At 36.8% G+C, this 25,865-nt stretch carries 19 protein-coding genes and 4 pseudogenes; 11 read left to right on the forward strand and 12 right to left on the reverse strand.

Translation table 11 applies throughout. The features are described from left to right. Window positions 1-185: 185 nt before the first annotated feature. Window positions 186-897, forward strand: a pseudogene (locus Q5W13_RS07785) (SDR family oxidoreductase). A 20-nt stretch (window positions 898-917) separates the two neighbouring features. Here the strand turns inward: Q5W13_RS07785 and Q5W13_RS07790 are convergent. The 4 genes from Q5W13_RS07790 to Q5W13_RS07805 all read right to left on the reverse strand — a co-directional run bounded on the left by Q5W13_RS07790 (window position 918) and on the right by Q5W13_RS07805 (window position 9,513). Next, window positions 918-3,674, reverse strand: coding sequence for a PD-(D/E)XK nuclease family protein (locus Q5W13_RS07790; RefSeq protein WP_304445918.1), 2,757 nt, complete (start codon window positions 3,672-3,674; stop codon window positions 918-920). A 61-nt stretch (window positions 3,675-3,735) separates the two neighbouring features. After that, complete coding sequence (locus Q5W13_RS07795; protein WP_155595422.1) at window positions 3,736-5,094, reverse strand: OmpA family protein; 1,359 nt, start codon at window positions 5,092-5,094, stop codon at window positions 3,736-3,738. Window positions 5,095-5,207: 113 nt separating this feature from the next. Continuing rightward, window positions 5,208-6,401: a glycine C-acetyltransferase gene (gene kbl, locus Q5W13_RS07800; RefSeq protein WP_304445919.1), complete on the reverse strand. Its 1,194-nt coding sequence runs from the start codon at window positions 6,399-6,401 to the stop codon at window positions 5,208-5,210. Window positions 6,402-6,405: 4 nt separating this feature from the next. Beyond that, complete coding sequence (locus Q5W13_RS07805) at window positions 6,406-9,513, reverse strand: UvrD-helicase domain-containing protein (protein WP_304445920.1); 3,108 nt, start codon at window positions 9,511-9,513, stop codon at window positions 6,406-6,408. 119 nt (window positions 9,514-9,632) lie between these two features. On the opposite strand from Q5W13_RS07805, the gene Q5W13_RS07810 reads away from it, so the two are divergent. Next, window positions 9,633-10,241, forward strand: a complete 609-nt coding sequence (locus Q5W13_RS07810) for a superoxide dismutase (protein WP_214610437.1) — start codon at window positions 9,633-9,635, stop codon at window positions 10,239-10,241. Window positions 10,242-11,457: 1,216 nt separating this feature from the next. Here the strand turns inward: Q5W13_RS07810 and Q5W13_RS07815 are convergent. The 4 genes and pseudogenes from Q5W13_RS07815 to purN all read right to left on the reverse strand — a co-directional run bounded on the left by Q5W13_RS07815 (window position 11,458) and on the right by purN (window position 15,734). Further along, a pseudogene (locus Q5W13_RS07815) lies at window positions 11,458-13,358 on the reverse strand (amidophosphoribosyltransferase). Window positions 13,359-13,403: 45 nt separating this feature from the next. Further along, a complete protein-coding gene (locus Q5W13_RS07820; protein WP_304445921.1) occupies window positions 13,404-14,330 on the reverse strand; it encodes a PfkB family carbohydrate kinase in 927 nt (308 codons plus the stop codon). A gap of 201 nt (window positions 14,331-14,531) precedes the next feature. Next, window positions 14,532-15,165: pseudogene (locus tag Q5W13_RS07825) on the reverse strand (ribonuclease H1 domain-containing protein). Continuing rightward, window positions 15,165-15,734, reverse strand: a complete 570-nt coding sequence (purN, locus tag Q5W13_RS07830) for a phosphoribosylglycinamide formyltransferase (RefSeq protein ID WP_304445922.1) — start codon at window positions 15,732-15,734, stop codon at window positions 15,165-15,167. The pseudogene Q5W13_RS07825 and the gene purN overlap by 1 nt, the downstream one beginning before the upstream one ends. Window positions 15,735-15,894: 160 nt before the next feature. Between purN and Q5W13_RS07835 the strand changes: the two genes are divergently transcribed. From Q5W13_RS07835 to pyk, 5 genes are all read left to right on the forward strand, one after another. Continuing rightward, entirely contained in the window at window positions 15,895-16,128 is a 234-nt protein-coding gene (locus Q5W13_RS07835) for an acyl carrier protein (RefSeq protein ID WP_008269813.1), read from the forward strand. 113 nt (window positions 16,129-16,241) lie between these two features. Beyond that, a complete protein-coding gene (gene fabF / locus Q5W13_RS07840) occupies window positions 16,242-17,495 on the forward strand; it encodes a beta-ketoacyl-ACP synthase II (protein ID WP_155595414.1) in 1,254 nt (417 codons plus the stop codon). Between the two features lie 6 nt (window positions 17,496-17,501). Further along, window positions 17,502-18,239 (forward strand): ribonuclease III, encoded by a 738-nt coding sequence (gene rnc, locus Q5W13_RS07845; RefSeq protein WP_304445923.1) that lies wholly within the window; start codon window positions 17,502-17,504, stop codon window positions 18,237-18,239. 110 nt (window positions 18,240-18,349) lie between these two features. Beyond that, window positions 18,350-18,814, forward strand: a complete 465-nt coding sequence (locus tag Q5W13_RS07850; protein WP_155595412.1) for an IPExxxVDY family protein — start codon at window positions 18,350-18,352, stop codon at window positions 18,812-18,814. 3 nt (window positions 18,815-18,817) lie between these two features. After that, window positions 18,818-20,245, forward strand: a complete 1,428-nt coding sequence (gene pyk / locus Q5W13_RS07855) for a pyruvate kinase (RefSeq protein ID WP_155595411.1) — start codon at window positions 18,818-18,820, stop codon at window positions 20,243-20,245. Between the two features lie 37 nt (window positions 20,246-20,282). Here pyk and Q5W13_RS07860 read toward each other — a convergent pair whose 3' ends face one another. Further along, window positions 20,283-20,822, reverse strand: coding sequence for a PAS domain-containing protein (locus Q5W13_RS07860; RefSeq protein WP_304445924.1), 540 nt, complete (start codon window positions 20,820-20,822; stop codon window positions 20,283-20,285). A 147-nt stretch (window positions 20,823-20,969) separates the two neighbouring features. Here Q5W13_RS07860 and Q5W13_RS07865 point away from each other — a divergent pair, with 147 nt between their 5' ends. The 3 genes from Q5W13_RS07865 to Q5W13_RS24780 all read left to right on the forward strand — a co-directional run bounded on the left by Q5W13_RS07865 (window position 20,970) and on the right by Q5W13_RS24780 (window position 23,013). Continuing rightward, window positions 20,970-21,815 carry a helix-turn-helix domain-containing protein gene (locus Q5W13_RS07865; protein WP_304445925.1) on the forward strand — a complete coding sequence of 282 codons (846 nt, stop codon included), beginning with the start codon at window positions 20,970-20,972 and terminating at the stop codon, window positions 21,813-21,815. A 327-nt stretch (window positions 21,816-22,142) separates the two neighbouring features. Then, a complete protein-coding gene (locus Q5W13_RS07870) occupies window positions 22,143-22,691 on the forward strand; it encodes a carboxymuconolactone decarboxylase family protein (protein ID WP_304445926.1) in 549 nt (182 codons plus the stop codon). Window positions 22,692-22,800: 109 nt separating this feature from the next. Continuing rightward, window positions 22,801-23,013 (forward strand): hypothetical protein, encoded by a 213-nt coding sequence (locus Q5W13_RS24780; protein ID WP_368662481.1) that lies wholly within the window; start codon window positions 22,801-22,803, stop codon window positions 23,011-23,013. A gap of 265 nt (window positions 23,014-23,278) precedes the next feature. Here Q5W13_RS24780 and Q5W13_RS07880 read toward each other — a convergent pair whose 3' ends face one another. Then, window positions 23,279-23,437 carry a hypothetical protein gene (locus Q5W13_RS07880; protein ID WP_155595405.1) on the reverse strand — a complete coding sequence of 53 codons (159 nt, stop codon included), beginning with the start codon at window positions 23,435-23,437 and terminating at the stop codon, window positions 23,279-23,281. A 308-nt stretch (window positions 23,438-23,745) separates the two neighbouring features. Here Q5W13_RS07880 and Q5W13_RS07885 point away from each other — a divergent pair. Continuing rightward, window positions 23,746-24,098: pseudogene (locus tag Q5W13_RS07885) on the forward strand (COG2426 family protein). 15 nt (window positions 24,099-24,113) lie between these two features. Here the strand turns inward: Q5W13_RS07885 and Q5W13_RS07890 are convergent. Both Q5W13_RS07890 and Q5W13_RS07895 read right to left on the reverse strand, forming a co-directional pair. Continuing rightward, window positions 24,114-24,563: a 3-oxoacyl-ACP synthase gene (locus Q5W13_RS07890; RefSeq protein ID WP_304445927.1), complete on the reverse strand. Its 450-nt coding sequence runs from the start codon at window positions 24,561-24,563 to the stop codon at window positions 24,114-24,116. 164 nt (window positions 24,564-24,727) lie between these two features. After that, window positions 24,728-25,843 (reverse strand): NAD(P)/FAD-dependent oxidoreductase, encoded by a 1,116-nt coding sequence (locus Q5W13_RS07895; RefSeq protein WP_304445928.1) that lies wholly within the window; start codon window positions 25,841-25,843, stop codon window positions 24,728-24,730. Window positions 25,844-25,865: the final 22 nt, after the last annotated feature.

Genomic DNA, 25,865 nt, shown 5'->3' on the forward strand with positions numbered 1-25,865 from the left:
ATCAACACTCAGGCTTCTAAGTGGATGCAAATATTAACAATTTTGGTTGTTAAAATTGCATAAATAGTATCGATAGAATGATTTTACCCCCTTTTTAGAACGGACAACTTCTTATTTAAGAAAAGAATAACGTCCAAGACTTCTTCTTCAATCTTTATAGATTTAATTTTATAAAAAAGAACGATATGAATTTAAATGATAAAGTAGTTTATATAACAGGAGGCTCAAAAGGGATAGGGTACGGTGTTGCTGTAAAATTATTAGCAGCAGGGGCTAAAGTGGCCATAAGTGGAAGGACCCTTAAGACAGTTGAGGAAGCCGCAAAACAGCTAAATGCCCAAGACCAAGTTCTTGCTTTGGCTTCCGATGTCTCAAAACATGGCGACGAAAAGGCTGCCGTTCAAAAAATATTGGACAAATGGGGTCAGTTAGATGTTGTCGTTGCGAATGCAGGTGTAGGTCATTTTGCTCCCGTAGATGAGCTTACAGAGGATGCTTGGCACCAAATGATAGACACGAACCTTAGTGGTGTTTTCCATACGCTAAAAGCCTCGGTTGAAGCTTTAAAAAAGTCGAAGGGATATTATATTACGCTAGCAAGTTTGGCAGGAACAAACTTTTTCGCATCCGGAGCCGGTTACAATGCTACTAAATTTGGAGTAGTTGGTTTTACGCAAGCGGTCATGTTAGACCTGCGCAAGTATGACATTAAGGTTTCTACAATTATCTTAAGGTTCTGTCTCCTCTCATTTTGCAGGTAACGAACCAGACGAAAAAGATGCTTGGAAAATACAACCTGAAGATATTGGCGAACTTGTAATAGACTTATTGAAAATGAACCCACGTACCTTGCCTAGTAAAATTGAGGTGCGACCTACTAGGCCTGATAAAAAATAGAATTCCTACTGGGTTGGGAATTATACTTCCTTCTCCTCGAACGGAACTTTAATATTACAAATTTCAGTAATTAAAGCTGTGAGCTCAGTATAAAATAGGGAAAGAGTTTCTTTCCCTATTTTTGTTTCTTTTTTTGCTCCGTTGCCCGCCTTATCCTTTGCAGCAAAATTCATTACACCAGAACTCAACTTTTTAAAGGATATAATACCGGCTTCCATAAGTACTTCTGGATTTCCAGAAGCGTACATTGTGGCATAACAGAGCAGCTGAAAAGCTTTGCTGTATTTATAATCTGATGTTATGGACGTACCATCTACAATTTCTAATTGATTCCGTTCAACTCTTCCCGTTTTATAATCTATAATCCGTAACGTTCCATCTATTTCATCAATCCTATCTAACTTACCCTTCAGGTTAATAGGGAAGTCTACCGAAGGAATATCTAACGATATCTTAAGATTAGCTTCTAAGCCTACTATTTTTATTTGATGCTTTTTGACATCTTCTATTTCTAAATTAATGAAGTTCTCTATGTACCGCAAAACTACATTGAAGGCAATTAGATTTTTTCCTCTGGAGATATCACCATCTAAATAGGTCTTAGCAAAGTGTTTTTTTACTAGTTCTGCCACTTTCGTTTTGGCATCTACCAGTTTTTCTTCCGTCAAAATACTTCCAATAAAAGGAGTATATAAATCTTCTAAAGTATCATGAACAATAGTTCCAAAAGTATTGGCGGCTATCGTTTCCTCAACCTCAAGCACATCATCAATACCAAGTAAATTCCTTTTGTAAAAATCAATAGGGTTTCTAACATAGTTGCTAAGCGATGTAGGCGAAAAACCTTTTAACGCATGCACTTTGATGAGTTCTAACAAGCTACTATCTTTCTCAATGGATTCTAAAACATGTTGCTTAGGAGATATGGATGGCGATGCTACACTCTCATTAATAATAGAACTTCTGTTATCATCAGTGAGTAGTTGGTTTATAAGTCTACTACGCTCCCCTCCTTCTAATACATCTGGTTCTGTGTTGTAAAGGATATATATGTTTTTAGCACGCTGCAATAACCTGTAAAAGTGATAGGTATAAACAGCATCCTTTTCTTTAAAAGTTGGAAGTCCTAATTGTACTTTTAAATCGAATGGAATAAAGGAATTATTAGATTTACCCGAAGGTAGTATCCCTTCGTTCACAGAAGTAATAATAACTGTTTCAAAGTCTAGGTTACGACTTTCCAGCATTCCCATTACCTGTAGCCCTTCTAATGGCTCTCCTTGAAAATCTAGTGTTTCAGAAGATAATAGTTCTCGGTAAAGGCCTAATAAAGATTTAAGGTCGGTTATAAAATCATACTTCTCAACCAAATCAGACAATTGGTTGAACAGGTTGAAATATCTATATAGATATTCTAAAGACAGTGCATCCTTTGTATCGTGCAGCTTATCTTTTAGTGCTGTGATTATACGCAAGCAATGTTCCAAAATTTCTTTTGGAGTAGGAGTCTTTTCATGAAATAGCAGTGTGGAAGCGACGGTACCATACTTTTCCACTTGTTTAATTTGCTCTGTACCAATATATACCCAATTCTTATTTTTTATGACTTCTTCAATAGACTCTGCCTTGTGACCTTCGTCTTCATGGCCCAAAAGTATATGCACATAAGGGTGTGCTAAAAAGGATAATATGTTCTGATAGAACCAACCTTGCTCGTTTCTGTTGATATAAAGATTTAAAAACTGGTCAAACAAACTGGCTAATGGAATCTTATTTAAAGGGTAACCCATAGTTACGTTGACCCTTTCAATACATTCCGGTATAGAATTTAAAATAGGATTTAAAAGAGATTCATCCCCCAATACAACGGCGGTTCGTTTTAAATCAGAAGCCTTTTCGCCATGAATACTCTCCAATAAATGTGCTGTATATTTTGCCTGTGAGACGTTCTTAGGCACTCCAACCACGTTAATTTTTTTATCTCCTAGATAGTATGAACTCACACCTTTAAGTGCATTCTCCTTAAGATACGGCCATGTATTAAGATGTTGTCTCAAAAAGAAACCCGCGTCATGAACCTTATCCTCTAAAAAGTAAGAATCTATATCCCAATAAATATCAGAATTAGCATGATCAAGAATATGTTGTATTATTTTTGTTTCTGCGGTATTCAGGGCATTGAACCCTATGAATACAAAAAACTTATTTGGGTTCTTTTCTAAGTAAGTTTCCAACTCAGAATGAGCTTTACGGTACACCAAACCTTGATGCCCTAGACCTACACTTAATAACGCAGTATTGAAATTACCATATAAAGATTCCAGATTATTCCAAAAACGAAGGTAGTCCTCCATCATTTTGGTCTTTTCCTTCTGCAGGGACCAATGGGTTAATTCCTGTATTGCAGCTAAATTAGAAAACAGTTTATTGGCATCAATAAGGTAACGGTCAATTTCATTGAAGTCTTGTAAAAGGGTTTGTGCCCAATTAGAAAAACTATAAAAGCTGTCCTTCTCTTGTGAAGTTTCTTTAAGGTAAGTGTTGTAGAGAATAAAAAGCTGCTGAGTATTACTAGCGTAGGATAAACCAGAAATCTGTTCAATAAAGGTTTCAATACTATATATCTCAGGAGCAAAAAAAGTACTATCCGCAGATTTTGCAATGGCATTTTTAAGGAAAGTACCGGCCCGCTTACTTGGAAGCACAAAAACTATATGTTCGTGCGAACTGTATTTTTCCCATACTTCTTTGACTACTTCTTCTAGAAAACTCTGCATAGTCAAAAATAAAAAAAGCCCTGACAAATGTCAGGGCTTTTAAACTTATTTAGTTAGAGAATTACTTTACTAAGTTAATCTCAACTCTTCTGTTTTCTTTTCTTCCACTTCTTGTGTTGTTAGAAGCGATAGGCTTGTCTTCACCGTAACCGATAGCAGACAATCTGAATTCTTCAATACCTTTTTCTACTAAGAACTCTTTTACAGAAAGTGCTCTTGACTCAGAAAGGCTTTGGTTCAATTTCTGGCTACCAACGCTATCAGTGTGACCTTCTACTGTAAATTTAGCATTAGGATATTCTTTTAAGATAGTGATGATGTCAACCATTACAGAAGTAGACTCAGCTTTGATAGAAGACTTACCTGTGTCAAACAAGATAGTTCTAGCGTAGTCATTCAATTGCTTCTGTACTTCTTCAGTTACTTCAGGACAACCAGCGTTAGCTACTGTACCTGCAACCTCAGGACATTTATCATCTTTGTCTAATACACCGTCGCCGTCAGAATCAGCCCAAGGACAACCTTTGTTCTCAGCAGGACCTGCTTCGTTAGGACACTCATCGTCACCATCAGCAACACCGTCACCATCAGCATCAGGACAACCTGCTAGGTTAGCCAATCCAGCTTCGTTAGGACATTTGTCATCTTTATCAGCAACTCCGTCGCCATCAGCATCAGGACAACCGTTCATTTCTTTAGAACCAGCTTCGTTAGGACAAGCATCTTTGCTATCTTCGATTCCGTCGCCATCAGCATCAGGACAACCGTTGAAAGCTTCAAGACCAGCAACCTCTGGACAAGCATCATCTTTGTCATATACACCATCACCGTCAGTATCAGTACCACCAAACTTAACAGAGATACCTGCTAAATGTTGCCAGTGCTTACGACCGTAATCTTCAAAAGCGTGCTTGTAAGTAGTCTGTACAGTAAGACCAATGTTTTCAGTAAACCAGAAGTTTACACCAACACCACCATTAACAGTACCAGCACCAATTTCATCAACCCAAGTGTAACCACCACCTACTTCAACGAATGGATCTACAACTTTTTCCTTAAGGAAGTTATATTTAATTGTACCATCTAAAGCGTAATGAGAAAGATCATCTACACCAATATCACCTAATTTGCTGATTTTGTTTAAAGATCCTCTTACACCAACGGAAATACCGTCACCTACAGATCTAGATACACCAACATAGGAAATAGAAGGAAGAATGTTCCAGTGATCCGTAGCGTTGAAAAGCTCATTACCGAAAGAACTAGTCTGTGTCGGGAAATTGTCATCGCTAGTCGGGTACACATCTATGGCATTAACTCCGAATTGTACTTGCCATGGATTATTCTCGTCTTGCGCTTGCATGTTGTTGATGCCTACAATAAGGACAGCAACAACGAATAATTTGCTAAGATGTTTCATGTATTAATTTTTAAGTTTAAGTGTTTATTAGCTGCAAATGTAAGTTGTTAAATATTATTAACAAAATCAATTTCTTATTTTTTTTAACGCATTTAATACCGTAAATCATGCAGTTAAACGATTTTTAACTCCTTTCCAACGGCAGTAAAAGCCTCTATTGCGAGGTCTAAGTGCTTGATATCATGGGCAGCAGACAGCTGAACACGTATTCTTGCCTTGCCTTTTGGCACCACTGGGAAGAAAAATCCTATTACATAAATTCCTTTTTCCAACAAACGACTAGCCATTTGTTGCGCCAATTTAGCGTCATATAGCATTACGGGCACAATAGCCGATTCACCATCTATAATATCAAAGCCTGCTTGCTTCATTCCTGCCTTAAAATAGGCCGCATTTTCTTGGACCTTATCACGCAATGAAGTATCGTTTTCTAGAAGTTCAAACACCTTAATTGATGCACCCACAATAGCTGGCGCCAAAGAGTTAGAGAATAAATACGGTCTTGAACGTTGGCGTAAAATTTCAATGATTTCTTTTTTACCTGTAGTATAACCACCCATAGCACCACCAAGGGCTTTACCTAAAGTTCCCGTAATGATGTCTATACGGCCCATAACGTCTTTTTCTTCTAACGTACCTTTTCCTGTTGGCCCTATAAAGCCTGTAGCATGACATTCATCTATCATGACCATGGCATCATACTTATCTGCCAAATCGCAAATTTTATCTAAAGGAGCCACAAGGCCATCCATAGAGAACACACCGTCAGTTACTATTATCTTAAATCGTGCTTGATCTTCGTTGGCTTGTATCAATTGCTTTTCAAGATCCTGCATATCGCTATTCGCATAACGGTAGCGCTTTGCCTTACATAATCTAACCCCATCTATTATTGAGGCGTGATTAAGTGAATCTGAAATAATTGCATCTTCTGCAGATAGTAATGGTTCAAATACTCCGCCATTGGCATCAAAGGCTGCTGCATATAATATGGTATCTTCCGTACCATAGAAATCAGCTATTTTCTTCTCCAGTTCCTTATGAATATCTTGAGTGCCGCAAATAAAGCGTACTGAAGACATACCAAAACCATGACTGTCCAATGTATCTTTTGCTGCTTGTATTACTTCTGGGTGAGATGAAAGACCCAAATAGTTATTCGCACAAAAGTTGATAACCTCTTCTCCCGTAGAAATTTTAACGACAGCACCTTGAGGTGTCGTTATTATCCTTTCACTTTTATAAAGGCCGTCTTCCTTGATACCGGTAAGCTCTTTTTCTAGGTGTTCTTTTATTTTTCCGTACATCTTGTTATATGAATTCTGGTGTTACTTTATCGTTTATGTAAACAATGATCTTATTCTCTACAACATATCCCATATCCGCTAAAGCATCGGCATAGGAATATAGCTGTTCTTTATATTTAGGGTTTGATTTACCCGTTTTATAATCTATAAGTGTTGCGCGCTTTTCTTTTATTACTATTCTATCTGGCCGTAACATCTGACCAGCAGCAGTAATAATATCTTTTTCATTCTTTATTATACTTCCTTTTTTATAATAGGTATTAAGTTCAGGATGTTCTACCACACGTTGTAGGTTGCTCCTAACCTCATCTACCTCTTGGTTTTCTATTTCGCCCTGTTGCACCGCTTTCTGTAGTGCAGGTTCAATATCATCTTCCGTTTCTATAAAACCTAATATATAATGTATAAGATTACCTTTTGAAAGCGCAGCCTCCCGATCCGTATCCCAAAGCATTCCGGAACGTGTCAATATTTTAAAGCTAGACCTGTCCTTATGAGTATAACTGTAATCTATTTTCTGTTGCTCCTTAGTTTCATGAATGACCGGAGCCTCCTCCAATTCACCAAAGCTATAAACCAATTCATCATCAGACCATAGGTTCTTGCCTTTTAGGTAATCAATAAACAAGCCCGAATAATAATCGGTTTTATGTTCTCCTCTTGCCAAATCTTTTTCTGAAATGACATAAAGTGCTTTCTCCGCCCGTGTTAACGCCACATATAATAGGTTGAGGGCATCAAGCTCCATTTTATGTTCTTCTTCAGAATAGATTCGTGCAGCTTCTTCACCGTAATTCTCAACTTCTTTTTTCTCAGTTATAAGAATTTCTTCAAACCCGTCAAAAGCATCGGCATTAAGAGGAAGCCATATTTTTTTATCCATCCGCTTGTAAATATGCTCATTAGCGAATGGAAATATAACTATTGGAAATTCCAACCCTTTAGATTTATGAACGGTCATAATCCGTACCGCATCAATATTATCCGGTGCCGAAATACTAAGTTTCTCTTTCTTCTTTTCCCAAAGGTTTAAAAAGGCCTGGACACCAGTGCCTTCCTTTTGTTCGGTTTCAAGAACAAAATCCATAAAAAAGGTAATATAAGCATCTGAACCTTCCACCAAATTACATTGGCGTATAGCACGCTCCAAGCCATCATAAACTGAGAGTTGTTTTAGTTCATTAACATCAAGACTATATTCCTTTAATAAAAGGTATTCTAAGTTTTTTAGATTTTTATAGATATATTGATGTCTGTTCTTTCCGTTTTTTGAAAGAAAGGCCAGTAGATTATAGGCTATCTCCAGATTACTTGGATTGCCAATGTACGCTATAAGGTCAGCCAGAAAACGTACTTTTTCACTGCTATTTAGCAGTAGGCTTTCAGACGAAATAGTTGGAATTTGCTGTTGCGTAAGAAAATCTGCTAATAATACGCCTTGCCGATTACCCCTTACTAGAATACAAATGTCTTCATATCCATATTTTTTTTCAATTACAGTTGCTATAGTATTCAATACCTCTTCGCAATACTGCTCATCCTTAGTTCTATCTTCGTCCTTATCAATAAAATTAAGCTGCACCGTTCCACCTTTCTTAGAATTATAGCCTTGCTGATTTCCATCTACAAACATGGTATTGTACATGGCGTTGTTCAAAAACGGACTGGTAGCCGTAAAAAAGTCGTTATTAAACTTAATAACCTCATCATAACTCCGCCAGTTTGTTGGTAAAGATTCTGTTTGGGCCGGTATTGCAAAAGGACTCGCCGTCTTATTCACCAAATCCAAAAATTGTTCGGCACGGCCACCACGCCAGCGGTATATTGCCTGTTTTGCGTCTCCCACCAAAAACAATGAGCCTTTGTTACCCTGCAAATCCTCACCTTCTAAGGCATGACCAATAAGAGGGATAAGGTTATTCCATTGTAATGTTGATGTATCTTGAAATTCGTCAACAAAATAATGGCGGTATTTTTCACCCAAACGTTCATAAATAAATGGTGCAGGCTGATTTTTTATTTCTTTTGATATAATAGTATTGAACTCTGCAATGGAAAGTTGGTCTCGCTCATTCTGTAGGTTTTTAACTTCCTTTTGTATGGCATTCAAAACCGTTAAGGGTACCAAGTTGGAATAAGCATTTTTCAAAAAGGAAAGCTCATAAAAAGTGTGCTTTATCTTGTTGAAAATTTCCGAAAATTGAGGATGCAAATCATCTAATGTGGCTTTAGTAGCGTCTGCAGTAGACTTGTTGTACAAAACAGCGTCAGCAAAATTTTGTTTCCAAGCCGCATTAAAATCCATTGTCAAATCTCCAGCGGCAATCTTGTCCATAAACTTTGGAAAATATGCTCCCTTAAAATCTTTGTACTCCAAGCCGTTTTCTTCCATTAGCTGCAACGCTAGAGAAGCAAAACCCACGAGACTCTCCTGAGCAGCCTTTATACGTGAGCGTAAAGTTTTTTTCAACTCTACAAAATCTTTAATATCCTTATCTTTTAGGTTTTGCAGGTGCTCCGCGTGGTTTTCCCTAAAAAGCAACTTGCCAATGTTCCCAAGATCATAAGCAATATCCCAGCTTTTATCATCATCTATCTTTTCTAAGGCAAACTCCAGTAAAACTTTTGTTAGTTGCTTATCCGTTCCGGCTTTATGAACCAATTTGGCAACGGCCTCATCCAACAATAAATCCGTATCTAAAACCACCTCAAAATTTTGGGGCAGTTTCAAGTCTTTTGCAAAGGTTCTAATTAGTCTATGCGTAAACTTATCAATAGTAGAAATATCAAAAAAAGCATAGTTGTGCAAAATCTCTTTTAGAGTCTGCTTGGAACGTTTACGTAGTGTATCTGCATCCACACCCAACTCTTTCATTAAATCTAAAAAAAGAGGAGGAGCTTCAGTTTCACTGGCTACTTTACCAAATTTGAACAAACTGTCCAGAATTCGGTGTTTCATTTCGTTCACGGCTTTATTCGTAAACGTAATTGCCAAGATTTTACTAAAACGATCACCCGTAGAAAGAACGATTTTAAGGTACTCCTTGGTTAACGTATGCGTTTTTCCTGAGCCCGCGGAAGCATTGTATATTTTAAAAGTGCTGTGTTCCAAGTGCTTTTTTACGCAAATTACTAATTCTAAAAAGGTTCTTAACAAATTATTTGGTGAATTTGTATGTTAAAAAATGTAAATTTGAATTCACTAAATTTTAATCTAAAAACATATATAACATGGCTTTTGAACTACCTAAATTACCTTATGCATATGATGCATTGGAACCACATATTGATGCTAGAACAATGGAGATTCACCATACAAAACACCACAACGGTTACACAACCAAATTAAACGGTGCTATTGAAGGTACTCCGTTAGAAGGCAAATCAATAGAAGATATCTTAGAGAACTTAGACATGTCTAACGGTGCAGTTAGAAACAATGGTGGTGGTTTTTACAACCATTCTCTTTTCTGGGAAGTTATGTCTCCTAATGGAGGCGGAAACCCATCTGGCGAACTTGCTTCTGCCATAGACAGCGCTTTTGGTTCTTTCGAAGGCTTTAAAGAAAAATTTAGCGGTGCTGCAGGTACTCGTTTTGGTTCTGGCTGGGCTTGGCTTTGTGTACACAAAGGTGGTAAATTAGAAATATGTTCTACACCTAACCAAGACAATCCATTAATGCCGGAAACCGGTTGTAGTGGTTTTCCAATTTTAGGTCTTGATGTTTGGGAACATGCATATTACCTAAACTACCAAAATAAGAGACCAGATTACATCAATGCTTTTTTCAATGTTATTAATTGGGATAAAGTAGCTGAACTATACGCTGCCAACAAATAAGAGCAGAGTAAGCATTCTCTTTAAATAAAGAAGAATTAAAAAACCCATCCTGATTTGCTTCAGGATGGGTTTTTTTGTCTTTTAAAAATAGAAAAGGGCGGAGTAAACTCCACCCTTTTCGTCCCAAATCTTACCATAAACTTAACCTACTTATGCTATGGCGATACTAAAATACCGGTATTGTGGGAAATAAAAAAGAAATATTTAGGGTTTTTTTTCAACTGAATTGTTGATAAAAAATGTTGAACATGCCTTAAGGCCGCATGTTTGCGAGGATTTTGACAATAAAAAAGGCGGAGCGTAGCTCCACCTTTTTCCCCAAATCTTACCATGAACTTAACCTACTTATGCTATGGTCCTCCAAAAGTACTGCTACATAAGTCATTTAAAAAAGGTTTTGGACAAACGTTCAAAACTCTAGTTGAAATACATTTTCGACTAAAATCACTGGCTTTTTGTATAAAAAAATGAAAGTTGAAAAAAGAGGAATATATAAGCGGAGAATACTTGTTTAGGGAAAATATAGAAAATAAAAAGGCGGAGTATATACTCCGCCTTTTCCCCAAATCTTACCATGAACTTAACCTACTTATGCTATGGTCCTCCAAAAGTACTGCTACATAAGTCATTTAAAAAAGGTTTTGGACAAACGTTCAAAACTCTAGTTGAAATACATTTTCGACCAAAATCACTCGCTTTCTGAATAGAAAAATAGAAAGTTGAAAAAGAGGAATATATTGTGTGGAGAAATCTTGTTTAGGGAAAATATAGAAAATAAAAAGGCGGAGTATAAACTCCGCCTTTTTTTCCCCAAATCTTACCATGAACTTAACCTACTTATGCTATGGTTCTCCAAAGATACAGTGGCATTGATCTATACAAAAACATCTTTGCCAAACTGTACGAAAATCGGTTAAAGAGTTCATCAATGAACGATGAATGACCAACACGGTCAAAAAACAAATAAACAAAGAGAATTCTAGATTTTATGGAGAGGTCGTAAAGCGAATGAGGAAACAACTTTACAAAATAGCGGAAAATAAAAAGGTGGAGATTTCTCCACCTTTTTGCCCCAAATCTTACCATGAACTTAACCTACTTATGCTATGGCAAGACCAAATGTAATCTGACCTCCGCCCAAGCGGCTAAAAAAACGCCAAATAGCCAATATTATCGATGAAATACCTTTATTAGTGCATTTCATCGATAAGGTTAATTAATACGCGCGTTCGCTCTTGCCTTCATAAAAGTTAATAAAGGCTCTATTTACTACTCGGTTACCACCCGGGGTTGGGTAGTGTCCGGTAAAATACCAATCTCCTAAATTGTCTGGACAAGCTTCATGCAGTGCCTCTACGGTTTGGTAGATAATCTCAACTTCTGCGTTAATACCTTCTGGACTTAACAACTCTCCTGTTTTTGCTGATATTTCTTCTGCAGTAAACGGCGCATAGAATTCTCTAACGTAATTAATGACGTCCGTATCCTTACTATTAACCTGTTTTAGACACTTATCATAAATGTCATCCACTATATTCATAGTGAGTCGCTCTTCATGTAAAGCTAAAGCCGCTTTAAATGCAATAAAGTCTTCTAGTTTGGCCATATCAATACCGTAGCAATCAGGATATCTAATTTGCGGAGCAGATGAAACAACAATTATCTTTTTTGGAGATAACCTATCTAAAATTCGAAGTATACTTTTCTTTAAAGTCGTTCCTCTTACAATACTATCATCTATAATAACAAGATTATCGCCTTTCTTTACTGATCCATAAGAAATGTCATATACGTGTGCAACAAGATCATCCCTACTACTATCTTGCGTAATGAAAGTACGCAACTTCGCATCTTTAATAGCTACTTTTTCTATTCGTGGACGAACCTCTAAAATTTCATGAAGCTCTTCACTTGTTATTTTTGAACCTATAGCGAGTATTTGTTCTTCCTTTCTTTTATTCATGTAATTCTGCGCTTCCCTCACCATTCCAAAAAAGGAGGTTTCGGCAGTATTAGGAATGTATGAAAAGACCGTTTTCTTTATATCGTGATCAATAGACTTCAATATTTGCGGAAAAAGTAGTCTTCCTAATTTCTTTCGTTCTTCGTATATTTCTTTATCACTTCCCCTAGAAAAATAGATGCGTTCAAATGAACATGCCTTACGCTCTGTAGGTTCTAATATTTCTGTTACAGCAGAAGATCCATCTTTTTTAATAATAATGGCATGACCTGGATCAAGTTCTTTAACCTCTTCAAAAGGCACATTAAACACAGTCTGTATAGCAGGACGTTCAGAAGCAACAACTACAACTTCATCATCTTGATAATAATACGCTGGTCTGATTCCAGCAGGATCTCTAAGAACAAAAGCATCTCCATGACCTAAAAGACCGGCCATAGCATAACCACCATCCCAGTTTTTAGCAGCTCTTCTTAAAATTTTATGAAGTTTAAGACGCTCTGCAATAATAGGTGAAGCTTCTTGTTTTGTATATCCTTCTTTTTTGATTTGCTTGTACAGCTTAGCAACAGCATCATCTAAAAAATGACCTATTTTCTCCATTACGGTTACTGTATCGGCCATTTCTTTAGGGTGCTGCCCTATTTGAATCAGATTATCGAACAGCTCATGAACATTGGTCATGTTAAAGTTACCCGCAACTATAATGTTACGATGCATCCAGTTGTTCTGTCTTAAAAATGGGTGAACACTTTCTATACTATTCTTTCCAAAAGTACCATAACGCACATGTCCTAAAAGTACCTCACCAATATAAGGAATGTTCTTTTTCTGTGCAGCAACATCATCAACATACTCTGGGTGCTCCTGAAGTGTTGAGTTTATGCGATCATTAATTTGCGCAAAGATATCCTGTATAGGCTGCTGTGCAATTGAACGTACTCTGCTCATGTAACGTTCACCTATGGCGCAACATCTAATTTAATACTGGCAAAACCCGCACCATCTTGACCACGATTGTGCTGCTTTTCCATCATTAAGTACATCTTATTAACCCCGTAAAAGGCTGTACCGTATTTCTCTTTGTAATACTCCAACGGTTTAAGTAACCGTATTACCGAAATACCACATTCATGTTTGATCGCGTCACTCATAGTAAATCTATGTATTAAAAAAGCCCCTAATATAGGGGCGTGTCATTATTTTAATTCTATATCAAACTGGGTCAAGGCTTTAAACTGATGCAACCTTTTATTAACCTCTTCCTTTTTTAAGCTCTCCATACGTTCGGTCCCAAATTGTTCCACAGAGAACGATGCTAAATTTGAACCGTGTATGACTGCATTTTTCATGTTATTAAACGAAATATCATCAGTGGCCGCCAAATATCCCGTAAACCCTCCTGCAAATGTATCTCCAGCACCAGTTGGATCAAAAACTTCCTCTAAAGGTAAAGCGGGTGCAAAGAAAATATCTTCTTCATGAAACAAAAGTGCCCCGTGTTCCCCTTTTTTAATCACCAAATATTTTGGCCCCATTTTCTGAATAGCTTTAGCAGCCTTAACCAAAGAATACTCATTGGTTAACTGTCTAGCCTCTTCATCATTAATGGTAAGGACATCAATATGTTTTATAACCTCCATTAACTCTGGTAGCGCATTGTCCATCCAAAAGTTCATAGTATCTAATACTATTAACTTTGGTCGTTTTTTCATCTGATTAATAACACTTAGCTGAGTGCTTGGGTGAAGATTACCCAACATAACCACATCCGCATCTTTAAAACCTTCTGATACCACAGGGTTAAAGTCTGCTAATGTATTTAGTTCTGTAACTAACGTGTCTCTAGAGTTAAGGTCATTATGATATTTTCCTTTCCAATAAAAGGTTTTTCCACCTTTTACAACCTCCAAAGAACTGAGGTCAATATTCTTGTCCTCTAAAATATTTATATAACTCTGCGGAAAATCTTCGCCTACAACAGAAACAATTCCAGATTCTACATTGTATTGAGAGGCCGCCAAACCAATGAAGGTAGCTGCGCCACCCAAAATCTTATCCGTTTTTCCGAAAGGAGTTTCAATTTCGTCAAAGGCAACAGTGCCTACGATTAGAAGTTTACCCATGTAAATTTAAGTTTAAGCTGCAAATATACGCTTTTGTAACGCTTTTTCCATGCAAATATACCCTTACAAAAAAAGCCTGCGAGTATTACCTTTTTTAGATTTTACACCCTTTTAAAAAACAGTTATTTATGATGTTTTCTATCCTCTAAAAAATAGTGAAAGACATTTTTGTGTTAAATAATGCGGTAGGCCTGTTTACCACTACTTTCTGCCAAAATCCGCTGGTATTTCACCCCAAACTTTTGTTTCCCATTTTACAACTGGCGTGCTGTATGAATTGTTCTTAAGCCAATCTAAAGCCCTGCGAATCAAATCAAAAACTTCTTTGTTCTTTGGGGTTTCCGGTAATTTGGTATTGCACGTTTTCTTACGCACCCAACTCATAGCGGTACGGGAATCTGTATAAATTATTCGATCACTTTTATTGTTTTTCAAAAAAGCGAGGCCGTGTACGATAGCCAAAAACTCACCTATATTATTAGTACCCTGTGCAAAAGGCCCCTGTCTAAAAAGCTTTTTCCCTGTTTTGGTATCTACTCCTTGGTACTCCATAATTGGGATTTCCGCTAGAGGCAGCATCTACAGAAATAGAATGATAATTGGGAGTTCCAAACCGTTGTAGTTGTTCAGGCGTTATTACGGGCTTACCTTTTTTCTTCGCCGTAAAGTCCGCATAGTTTCCATTGAAAGCTTTTTTTGCTTTATCAAATGTTTCGAAAGATTTGTATTGAGCTCCTTTAAAACCACTAATTGCAGCTTTACAGGCTGACCAAGAATCATAAATTCCAGGTTTCTTACCCTTCCAAACCGTATAGAATTTTCCTTTTTTCGCCATTATTCCACCTCTAATATTTGGGCTATTACCTTGGGAAAATATTCGTATTCAAGTTGATGAACTTTGTGTGCGATAGTTTCTGGAGTATCATCTTCAGAAACGGACGTTTTTACCTGCCGAATTCTCGCTCCCTCGTCATAATTTTCGTTTACATAATGAATAGTAATGCCAGTTTCGGTCTCATTATTGGCTCGTACGGCTTTATGTACATTATCTCCGTACATTCCCTTACCTCCATATTTTGGCAAAAGTGCGGGGTGTATATTTACAATTTTATTTGGGAAATTAGCAATCAGATTTATAAGCACTTTCCAAAGAAAACCAGCCAACACTATTAGGTCTGGTTTAAAAGTTTTTAAAATATTAAGTACACAATCCGTCTTATAAAAAGAGTTTCTATTAAAATATAAACCATTAATATTAAGCCTATTACACCTGTCCAAGACTTTTGCCTGCGTTTTGTTCGTTAGCACGGCAGAAATGTTGACTTCAGGATTTTCTTGAAAATATTGAACAATATTTTCAACGTTAGAACCTGAACCGGAAGCAAATAATACAATGTTTTTCATGTGCCCTTTAACCTTACTGATAGCAAAATATTTCGGTCAAAAATACCGCTCTTATCCTGAAATTTTATAAATTACAAGACATTTTAACGACAAATAGTGGTTTTAGTCCAAAGTTTTTTTATTTTTGCAACCAATTTAATTTTTTAAAAACAATATTATTATGTCAGACATTGCATCAAGAGTAAAAGCTATCATCGTTGATAAATTAGGTGTGGATGAGAACGAAGTAGTAACGGAAGCTAGCTTTACTAACGACTTAGGCGCAGATTCATTAGATACCGTGGAATTAATCATGGAATTCGAAAAAGAATTTGACATCCAGATTCCAGACGATCAAGCTGAGAACATCGCAACAGTTGGCCAAGCCATTAGCTATATAGAAGAAGCGAAGTAATCTTTATGATTTCTTGAACAAGATTCAAAATTATCCATGTGGTAACTATTATCGCATGGATAATTTTTTTAATTTACGCTTGACTTATACTAAGTAATCAAAAATTAGGTTCAATGCAATTAAAGCGAGTTGTAGTTACCGGGTTGGGTGCGTTGACGCCCATCGGGAATAATATTGATGAATATTGGGAAGGTCTTAAAAACGGAAAGAGCGGTTCTGCTCCCGTGACCTATTACGATACTGAAAAATTTAAGGTGAAATTTGCTTGCGAGCTGAAAAATTTCGACCCTCTTGAGCATTTTGATCGCAAAGAGGCAAGAAAATTAGATAAGTTTGCGCAATACGCCTTGGTCTCTTCTGATGAGGCCATACTAGATTCTGGGCTTAACCTAGATGTAGTAGACAAGTTTCGTGTTGGAGTTATTTGGGGTGCCGGTATTGGCGGCCTAGAAACTTTCCAAAACGAAGTGATGAATTTCGCCGAAGGCGATGGTACACCAAGATTCAACCCCTTTTTTATACCTAAAATGATAGCAGATATTGCTCCTGGGCATATTTCTATTAAACATGGTTTTATGGGGCCAAATTATACGACTGTTTCAGCCTGTGCTTCTTCCGCTAATGCTATGATAGATGCCCTAAACTATATTCGTTTAGGTCATTGTGACGTTGTGGTAACAGGAGGTAGTGAAGCTGCAGTTACTATAGCTGGTATGGGCGGTTTTGGAGCCATGCACGCTTTATCCACTAGAAATGACAGTTACGAAACAGCATCTAGACCATTTGATGCTACTAGAGACGGATTTGTTCTTGGTGAAGGAGCTGGCGCTTTAATTTTAGAAGAATACGAACACGCCAAAGCGCGTGGTGCAAAAATATATGCCGAGGTTGCCGGTGGTGGCCTTTCGAGCGATGCATACCATATGACTGCTCCGCATCCTGATGGAATAGGAGTAGTACAAGTAATGAAAAACTGCTTAAGGGATGCCGGTCTAAAACCGGAAGATGTAGACGCCATAAACACTCATGGTACTTCTACACCCCTTGGAGATGTGGCAGAACTAAAGGCCATTAGTGAAGTCTTTGGCGATCATGCCCCAAACATCAATATCAATTCTACAAAATCGATGACCGGTCACTTATTGGGTGCCGCCGGAGCTATTGAAGCTATTGCATCAATTTTAGCAATGCAGCATAGTTTGGTTCCACCAACTATAAACCATACTACGGTAGATGAAAATATAGACCCTAAACTAAACCTGACCCTAAACAAGGCTCAAAAACGTGATGTAAAAGTCGCCTTAAGCAATACTTTCGGTTTTGGTGGTCATAATGCCTGCGTTATTTTCAAAAAATTTAGCGAGTAATTCATTATGGGTTTTCCTTCCAATATATTCAATTCCCATCCTAAAGAGGATGGGGATTTTTTTGGAGGAATCTCTTCTATTTTGGGTTTTAAACCTAAAAATCTAGCCATATACAAAAAAGCCTTTGTACACCGTTCAGCTAATGAAAAGGACAAAGAAGGGAATCCTCTTAACTACGAGCGTCTTGAGTTTTTAGGCGACTCCATGTTGGGCACTATAATTTCCAAACATTTATACGATAAGGTACCTGAAGGAGATGAAGGCTATCTCACTAAGATGCGTTCAAAAATAGTAAGCCGAAAACATCTTAATGAACTAGGTAAAGATTTGGGTCTTATTGACCATGTTAAAAGCCGTATCCCAAAATCTCACTTTGGCGAAAATATACATGGCAATGTTTTTGAAGCGCTAGTAGGTGCTATTTATCTAGACCGAGGCTATAAGTATTGCGAAAAATTCATAAGCCAAAAGGTAATAGAACCTTATGTAGACATTGAGCAATTAGAAGGAAAGGTCATAAGCTATAAGAGCCTTGTTATAGAATGGTGCCAAAAGCAGAAAAAAACGTTTGATTATGACGTTTATGATGATACCGGTAATGACAGCCTAAAACACTTTGCGGTAAAACTCAGTATTGCAGATACAGTTGTAGCAAAAGCAAGGGCTACCTCTAAAAAGAAGGCAGAAGAAAGAGCATCAAAAAGAGCATATTATGCGTTACAAGACAAGATGGATAAGTCTTGAATTGTAATTTTATGTAACCAAAATGTTATACTTTGTTCAAAAATAGCATTAGCCTTGCCTAATCTAGGCGTTGTACGGTATTAATATTATCTTTACCACTTTGTGCCCCTATGGTAGCAGTACATAAAATTACGAACGACTTTTACGAAGACTCATTCGATTTAGTTGCATTGCATAGTAGCCTTGAAGATTATTCCATAGCCTATGCTCTTAATCTTCATTTAAAATCGAGTTTTAAGAGGTCTAATGAAGATCTTGATCTTTCCGGTCATATTACGGTTCCAATTTTTGAATGGAAAGATGATATCAACGATAGGTATTGGACGTTGTTTACCAATAACGGTTTAGTAGAGGACACAGCAAACCAAAAAGGGTTGTTTAAGGATGAACCGTCATTCACAGCATTCCACATGGTACCCGAACACCGAGATGTAGACTATTTTTTAAAAATAGAACAAGATGGGTTCATTAATATGGAAAACCTTGTAAGAACACTGCAAAACATACCCAATATTATAACGGCTTACGCAATAGAAACTGACAAACTCAAATCTAAGAACAATTTAATTTTTTGATCAATGCCAAGTAACAAAAAGACAAAAATTGTAGCCACCCTAGGGCCGGCCACAAGTAAAAAAGAAGTACTAAGAGATATGATGGAGGCTGGTGTGGATGTCTTTCGCATTAACTTTTCACATGCCGATTATGAGGACGTTACCGAACGTGTAAAAATGATTCGTGAGCTAAACGAAGAAACTGGTCGCAATACCTCTATTCTTGGAGATTTACAAGGTCCTAAGTTAAGGGTAGGAGTTATGGCTAGTGAAGTTGTAGTTGCCCCTGGTGATGAAATTACGTTTGTAACCGGCGAGCCTTTTGAAGGTACTGCCGAAAGGGTATATATGAACTACGCTGCCTTTCCTCAAGATGTTAAGCCTGGTGAGCGCATCTTACTTGACGATGGGAAGCTAATGTTTGAAGTTGTTACAACAGATGGAAAATCTGAAGTAAAAACGAAGGTAATACAAGGTGGTCCGTTGCGCTCTAAAAAAGGAGTTAACCTACCCAACACAAATATTTCTTTGCCTGCTTTGACAGAAAAAGATATTAAAGATGCCATTTTTGCCATTTCATTAAAGGTTGATTGGATAGCACTTTCATTCGTACGTTTTAGTCAAGATCTTATTGATTTACAGGCTATTATTAAGGAACATGCAGACGAGAAAATTCCGATTATCGCTAAAATTGAGAAGCCGGAAGCTGTTGAAAATATAGATAAGATTGTTGCGTATTGCGATGGCCTAATGGTTGCCCGTGGCGATTTAGGTGTTGAAGTTCCTGCACAAGAGGTTCCATTAATTCAAAAACAATTGGTTCTTAGAGCTAAAAAAGCTCGTATACCTGTAATTATCGCTACCCAAATGATGGAAACGATGATTACTAGCCTTACACCAACACGTGCAGAGGTAAACGATGTTGCCAACTCTGTAATGGATGGTGCTGATGCTGTTATGTTATCTGGTGAAACATCTGTAGGTAACTACCCTGTTCAGGTTATTGAAAAAATGGCAAGTATTCTACAAAGTGTAGAAAACTCTGAACTTATTCAAGTTCCTCATGATCCACCGCACATTCGTACAAAAAGATATATTACAAAATCTATTTGTTACCATGCTGCTATTATGGCCAATGAAATTAAAGCAAAAGCCATCTCTACATTAACAAATAGTGGGTATACTGCATTTCAGATTTCTGCATGGAGACCAAGCGCACACATTTTAGTATTTACCTCTAATAAGCGTATACTTACACAACTGAATCTTTTATGGGGTGTTCGTGCTTTCTTTTATGACAAAGATGTTTCTACTGATGAAACTATAGAAGACGTTAATAAAATGGCTTGTGACAAAGGCCTTTTAGAAACAGGAGATATGTTAATTAGTTTGGCGGCAATGCCTATGAAAGAAAAAGGTATGGTTAACACTTTACGTGTTACCGAGATATAAAAGAAGTAATTTATTGTAAATAAAAGAGAAGTGGTCTTTAAGCTACTTCTCTTTCATATGCTATATAGTTGACAAGCTTACCACGGTTATTGAATATAGGCTCTGCTTTTATTCTACAATTGTAAGTGCTACCGTCTTTTTTATAGTTTAAAATAACGGCCTCGAAAGGTGATTTACTTTCGATGGCCGTTTTTATTTCAGCCAAAGTTTCTTGGCTTGTTTCTTTACCCTGAAATAATTTAGGGGTCTTGCCTATAATTTCTTCTGCTTTGTATCCTGACATTGTAACCATATTGCTTGTAGCATGTACAATAGTTAGATTACTATTTGTAATAACTACCACTTCTCCACTTTGCAAAGACAAACTATCTATTTTGCGATAAGACCATCTGTTACGCTCGGCTATATTCTGTATGCAAATTGCATCTTTTCCGTTTTCACACAGTTCATGAAAGTTAAAACTGTGAATATCCCATGAAGCCAATGGCACAGGACTAATATTTATTTTACTATGAAACTTGTCTGCTGCTGCATCGTACGACTTCATCATGCTGGTAGTTAAGTTAACTATGCTCATTTACTTTGTCAATAGTACAAAAAGGATTTTTGTTTAACAAATACTTATAATTGTTTAACACTAAAGTTTTCTTCCTATTAAGATAATCTGGGTAAGGTTCTTCTTAAAAAAGAGACCAAAGTGTATAATTAACATAACCTGCTATACATGAAATTTGAGTTCAATGACATCAAGCTAGGCTCTCATTTAGGGTTTACCAATGATATTAAAAAGTACCAAAATCAATTTTCCGTAAGTTCAGGAAACATTTACATGTTATGGAATAGAAACCAACAACCCCTTAATTTATATATTGATGGGATGGCTATTGAATTAATGCCAGACCAGTTGGTTACAACCACCTACCTGCAACACGTTTCATATGAAAAAACCGAGTTGCCACTAACCGCTTTTCATTTCAATAGAGAGTTTTATTGTATTAATGATCATGATCATGAGGTGTCTTGTAACGGAATCTTATTCTTTGGAACCCAAGATCTTCCTATTATCTCCATTCCCCAAGAACAAAAACGAAAGTTTGATACATTATACGAAGTGTTTCAGGACGAATTTTCCACTCCCGATGGTATTCAAGGAGATATGCTTCAAATGTTATTAAAACGATTGATTATCATTTGTACGCGTTTAGCCAAGGAACAACTCATTGTTAAAAAATTAGATAATGATCAAGTTGAAATCATCCGAAAATTTAATGTGCTTGTAGATACGCACTATAAGACCAAGAGAAAAGTTAGCGATTATGCAGAGCTTTTATTCAAAAGCCCAAAAACGCTATCGAACCTTTTTTCGATTTACAACCAGCAATCCCCTCAGCAGATTATTTTAAACCGTTTAGCTCTTGAAGCCAAACGTCTAATAAATTTTACGGATAAGCAAAATCAAGAAATTGCCTATGATTTAGGTTTTAATGATCCGGCACATTTTAGTAGGTTTTTTAAAAAAATGACAGGTATTTCTCCTTCCCAATATAGAGAAACAGCCCCAATTTCCTAGTAACGGGAAATTTCTACAAGCGGTCGGGCAATCCCGCCTAACAAACAACTTCACTTACTTCTCATCTTTGCAGTGTAATTAAAAACAACGCAAGATGAAACTAAAACATATATCACTTTTTAACCTTATTGAGATTTTCTCACGCCCTACTAGACAACTACAAACCGTAGATGTGCAAACTCACTGTGAGCAAAAACATCACCATGATTTTTATTGTGATACCGAACAATCTCAACCGAAATTTTAAAACAATAACGAATTAATAACTGTCATTGACCAAGGCGATAAAGAATCGCCCTTTCTATTTGACAAAATATCTAAAAGATTATGAGCAAATTTAATGTGCCCACAAGAGAGGACGTAAGTAAAAGTAACCAAGCAATTTTTGACAACTTAGAAAAAGCTGTTGGATTTGTACCCAATCTTTACGCTACTTACGCTTATTCAGAAAATGCCTTGGCAAATTATTTAGCGCTGAGCAATGCTAAAACATCTTTAAATGCCAAACAAAAAGAAGTAGTAAACCTAGCAGTAAGTCAGGTAAACGAATGTAGCTACTGTCTTGCAGCCCACACAGCAATTGGTAAAATGAATGGTTTTAGTGATTCAGAAATTCTTGAGCTTAGAGCAGGGAAAGCTTCTTTTGACAACAAACTAGACGCCCTTGCCAGTTTTGCAAAAAACGTTACAGAAAACCGTGGTGCGGCAGATGATACAGTCATCAAAAACTTTTTAAACGCAGGATGGACAAAAGAAAACTTAGTGGATACAATTGTATTGGTTGGTGATAAGACCATCTCTAACTATTTACACAAAACTACTGATGTACCTGTAGATTTTCCAGAAGCAGCACCATTACAAGCTGTTGAAGCATAAATATACATCCTGTGTAATATATAGTTGTACAGGATTAGTAATCAAATTTTAAAATTAAATTCCATTTAACAATCCGTCTTTTTTAAAATAAGAGACAAAACTAAAAATTATGAAAAATATAATAGCAGCAGTAGTATTAGTATTTACAGTAGCATTCTCAGCAAATGCCCAGAACGAAATGAACAAGAAAGACGTCAAAACAATTACCTTAGAGCAAACTCCAGGTGAGTTTACTAAAAAGCAACTTACCGTTATTATGGTACTTATGTTTTTGAAATTGCCAACAAAGGTGTTGGTCATGATGTTGGTTTTGTTCTTGTAAAGAAGGGTGAAGATATTAGCAAACCTGAAAACCATATTCAGACTGCTTATGTAACAGAAGTTGTTGCAACCGGTAAAACGCAATCATCTAAACCTACTGTATTGGAAGCCGGAGAATATGTATATTTCTGTCCTATGAACCCAACGGCTACTGACAATACTATTATTGTACAGTAATTGGCATACAACTGAAATGTAAAAGCTTTATAGCATAAAAAAAGGGAACCTTTTAAGGCTCCCTTTTTCCTATTTGTATTGCGACAAACTTATTGGTTATCTTCCAATTTAATTACTTCAGTTCGTGCATCGTTGTTTTCCTCTTCTAGTTCATCGGCAATGTCTTCCAATTCAGATTTTACACTACATGAAAAGGCAGTCATTGATACAAAAGCAAGTAAAAATAATTTAGCAAATAAAGATTTCATAGGTCAAAAGGTTTGGGTTATTAAAAATATCTATAGTCTAAAACACAGATAGATAGGGAATATTGTACCACTCATCGAAAAGTTAAAAACTGTTAAAACAGGTTGTCTACTTTTACGCGGCACAATTTTTGGATTTATTTGTGAGTTAAAATGGTGCTTCAGACCCCTCGTATTAGTACTTTTGCCCGTTCAAAAAAATAATTGTGATTATAGATTTTATCATTGCCATATTATGGAGTATTTCTCCTTTTGGAGAGGCCAAGGTGGGCATTCCTTATGGGTTGCTCAATGGCCTTAATATCTATTTGGTGTTTATTTTTTGTTTTGCAGCCAACGTTCTTGTATTTCCTTTAATGATTTTCTTCCTTGAGAAGATAAATCGTTATTTCTTAAAATGGGATTTTTATAAAAAATCTGCCATATATGTTGCTCGAAAGGCCAAAGTAGGCTCGGGCGATAAAATAAAACGCTACGGATTTTGGGGTCTTATCTTTTTTGTAATGATTCCTTTTATGGTACAGGAGTATATGCAGGCAGCATAGCTTCTTATCTTTTCAAAATTGAAAAAACAAAGGCTTTTTGGGCTAACACTATTGGTATTTTTCTTTCGTCGCTAATTGTTTGGTCAGCTACTTTGGCGTCTATGAAAGGTATGGGGTAGAAGAACTCTTCTTTTTTATTTTATTTCCACAATTTTTATCTCTTGACCGCTGAAGACTACAGTATCTCCTATTTGTTTTCCAAACAATATTTTAGCAATTGGTGTAGCTGCAGAAATACAATACATAGTTTTATTATGCGCTTTATATTCACCTGCAGAAATCGCTAGAAAATAATCTGTCTTTGAAGTAACTACCCAACTACCCAGACCAACCACGGCTGTATTACTGTCCTTGGGCACTTTAGATAATACTTGTTTCATCTTTTCCGCTTCAGCCAATTGCTGACCTAACTTTTCACGCTCCAATTGCAACATGGCACGTCCCGTCTCATGTTTATCTCCAGCACTACTTTTAGTTTCCGAGGTCAAAGATGTTTGAATGTCTGCTATATTTTTTTGAATTCTGGCTATTCGTTCGGCAACGAAAGTGGCACAAAATTCATGTAGTTGCTCTTTTTCTGTCATATTCAATTAATACAATACCGATTTTATTTTTTTAGCAAACCACTTGCCGTTTCTTATGCTTTAAAAACTAAGAAGAAATTAGATTTAAAATTTGTTATTAGAGCTTTTTTATAAAACAACAAGACATTTACATAGCTCTAAGCGCATTTCTTCCATTTCGCGACCTATTCCATTAAATCTGCCAAATCTTTGCCTATGGCGCTTCCTATAGCGATACCCATGCCTCCCAAGCGAACCCCACAATACACATGGTTAGAAATTTGTTTAAGAATAGGCTTCTTCTGCTGACCGGTGCCCATTATACCACTCCATCTCCGGTCTATTTGGTAGGGGGTGTTTGGCAGAATGACTTCTCTCAGTAATTTATCTAAATGGTCATGAATTTGTTTAGAACATCCAAAGTGGTCGGTTTCTTCTCCTTTAAAGTCTAGGTTTCTTCCTCCTCCAAACAAAATACGATTGCCTACATTCCTAAAATAATAATAACCTTCATCAAAATGGAAAGTGCCTTTTACAGCTAAGTTTTCAATAGGCTCTGTATTCAACACTTGTGCTCTTGCTGGTTTGACTTCTTCATTTATCAAGTTGGCTGCGAATCCATTAGTCGCAATCAGTAATTTCTTGGTTTTGAATTCAAATAGATTGGTTTTAACATCTACTCCCGCTACCTCTTCAGAAAAACCTTCAACTGTAATTGAATTCAATATTTTGATATCTGCCTGATGGACCAATTGTAATAGCGCGTTCATCATTTTACCCGTATCCAATTGTCCTTCAAAAATATTGGTTATATAATTATCTTTCACCTTATTGAAACCGAAGGCATTTGGCCCCAAATGAAATGCATCTGCACCATAAACCGATTTTAAAAGGCTGTTGATTTCGGCAAGCCGATTTTCACATTTCTGATAGAGTTCATCGGCTGAATTTAAAAATAATTCATGGCCACCATGAACCTGAAATTCCATAGTGTTATCACCCACATTGTTACGAAGTAACTGAATGCCCTTCCAACGCTGCTCTACCAACGCGACTACTTCTTCCTCACTATGACGCTCTAAGTCTGATAAAACCTCAGAAATGCTACCAAAACAAGCAAAACCAGCATTTTTAGTGCTCGCGCCTTGCGGTAGAAAGCCTTTTTCTAAAATTAGAATTTTTGCCTTAGGGAAACGCTTATGAAGCTGTAAAGCACAATTAAGTCCTACGATACCGCTACCAACGATAGTGAAATCGATATCTGACAACCATGTCTTATATTCCCAATAGCTTAAATTCATTTTTTTGTATAAAAAAACCTCA

This window comes from Zobellia laminariae (genome assembly GCF_030553095.1).
In the GTDB taxonomy this organism is placed as follows: domain Bacteria; phylum Bacteroidota; class Bacteroidia; order Flavobacteriales; family Flavobacteriaceae; genus Zobellia; species Zobellia laminariae.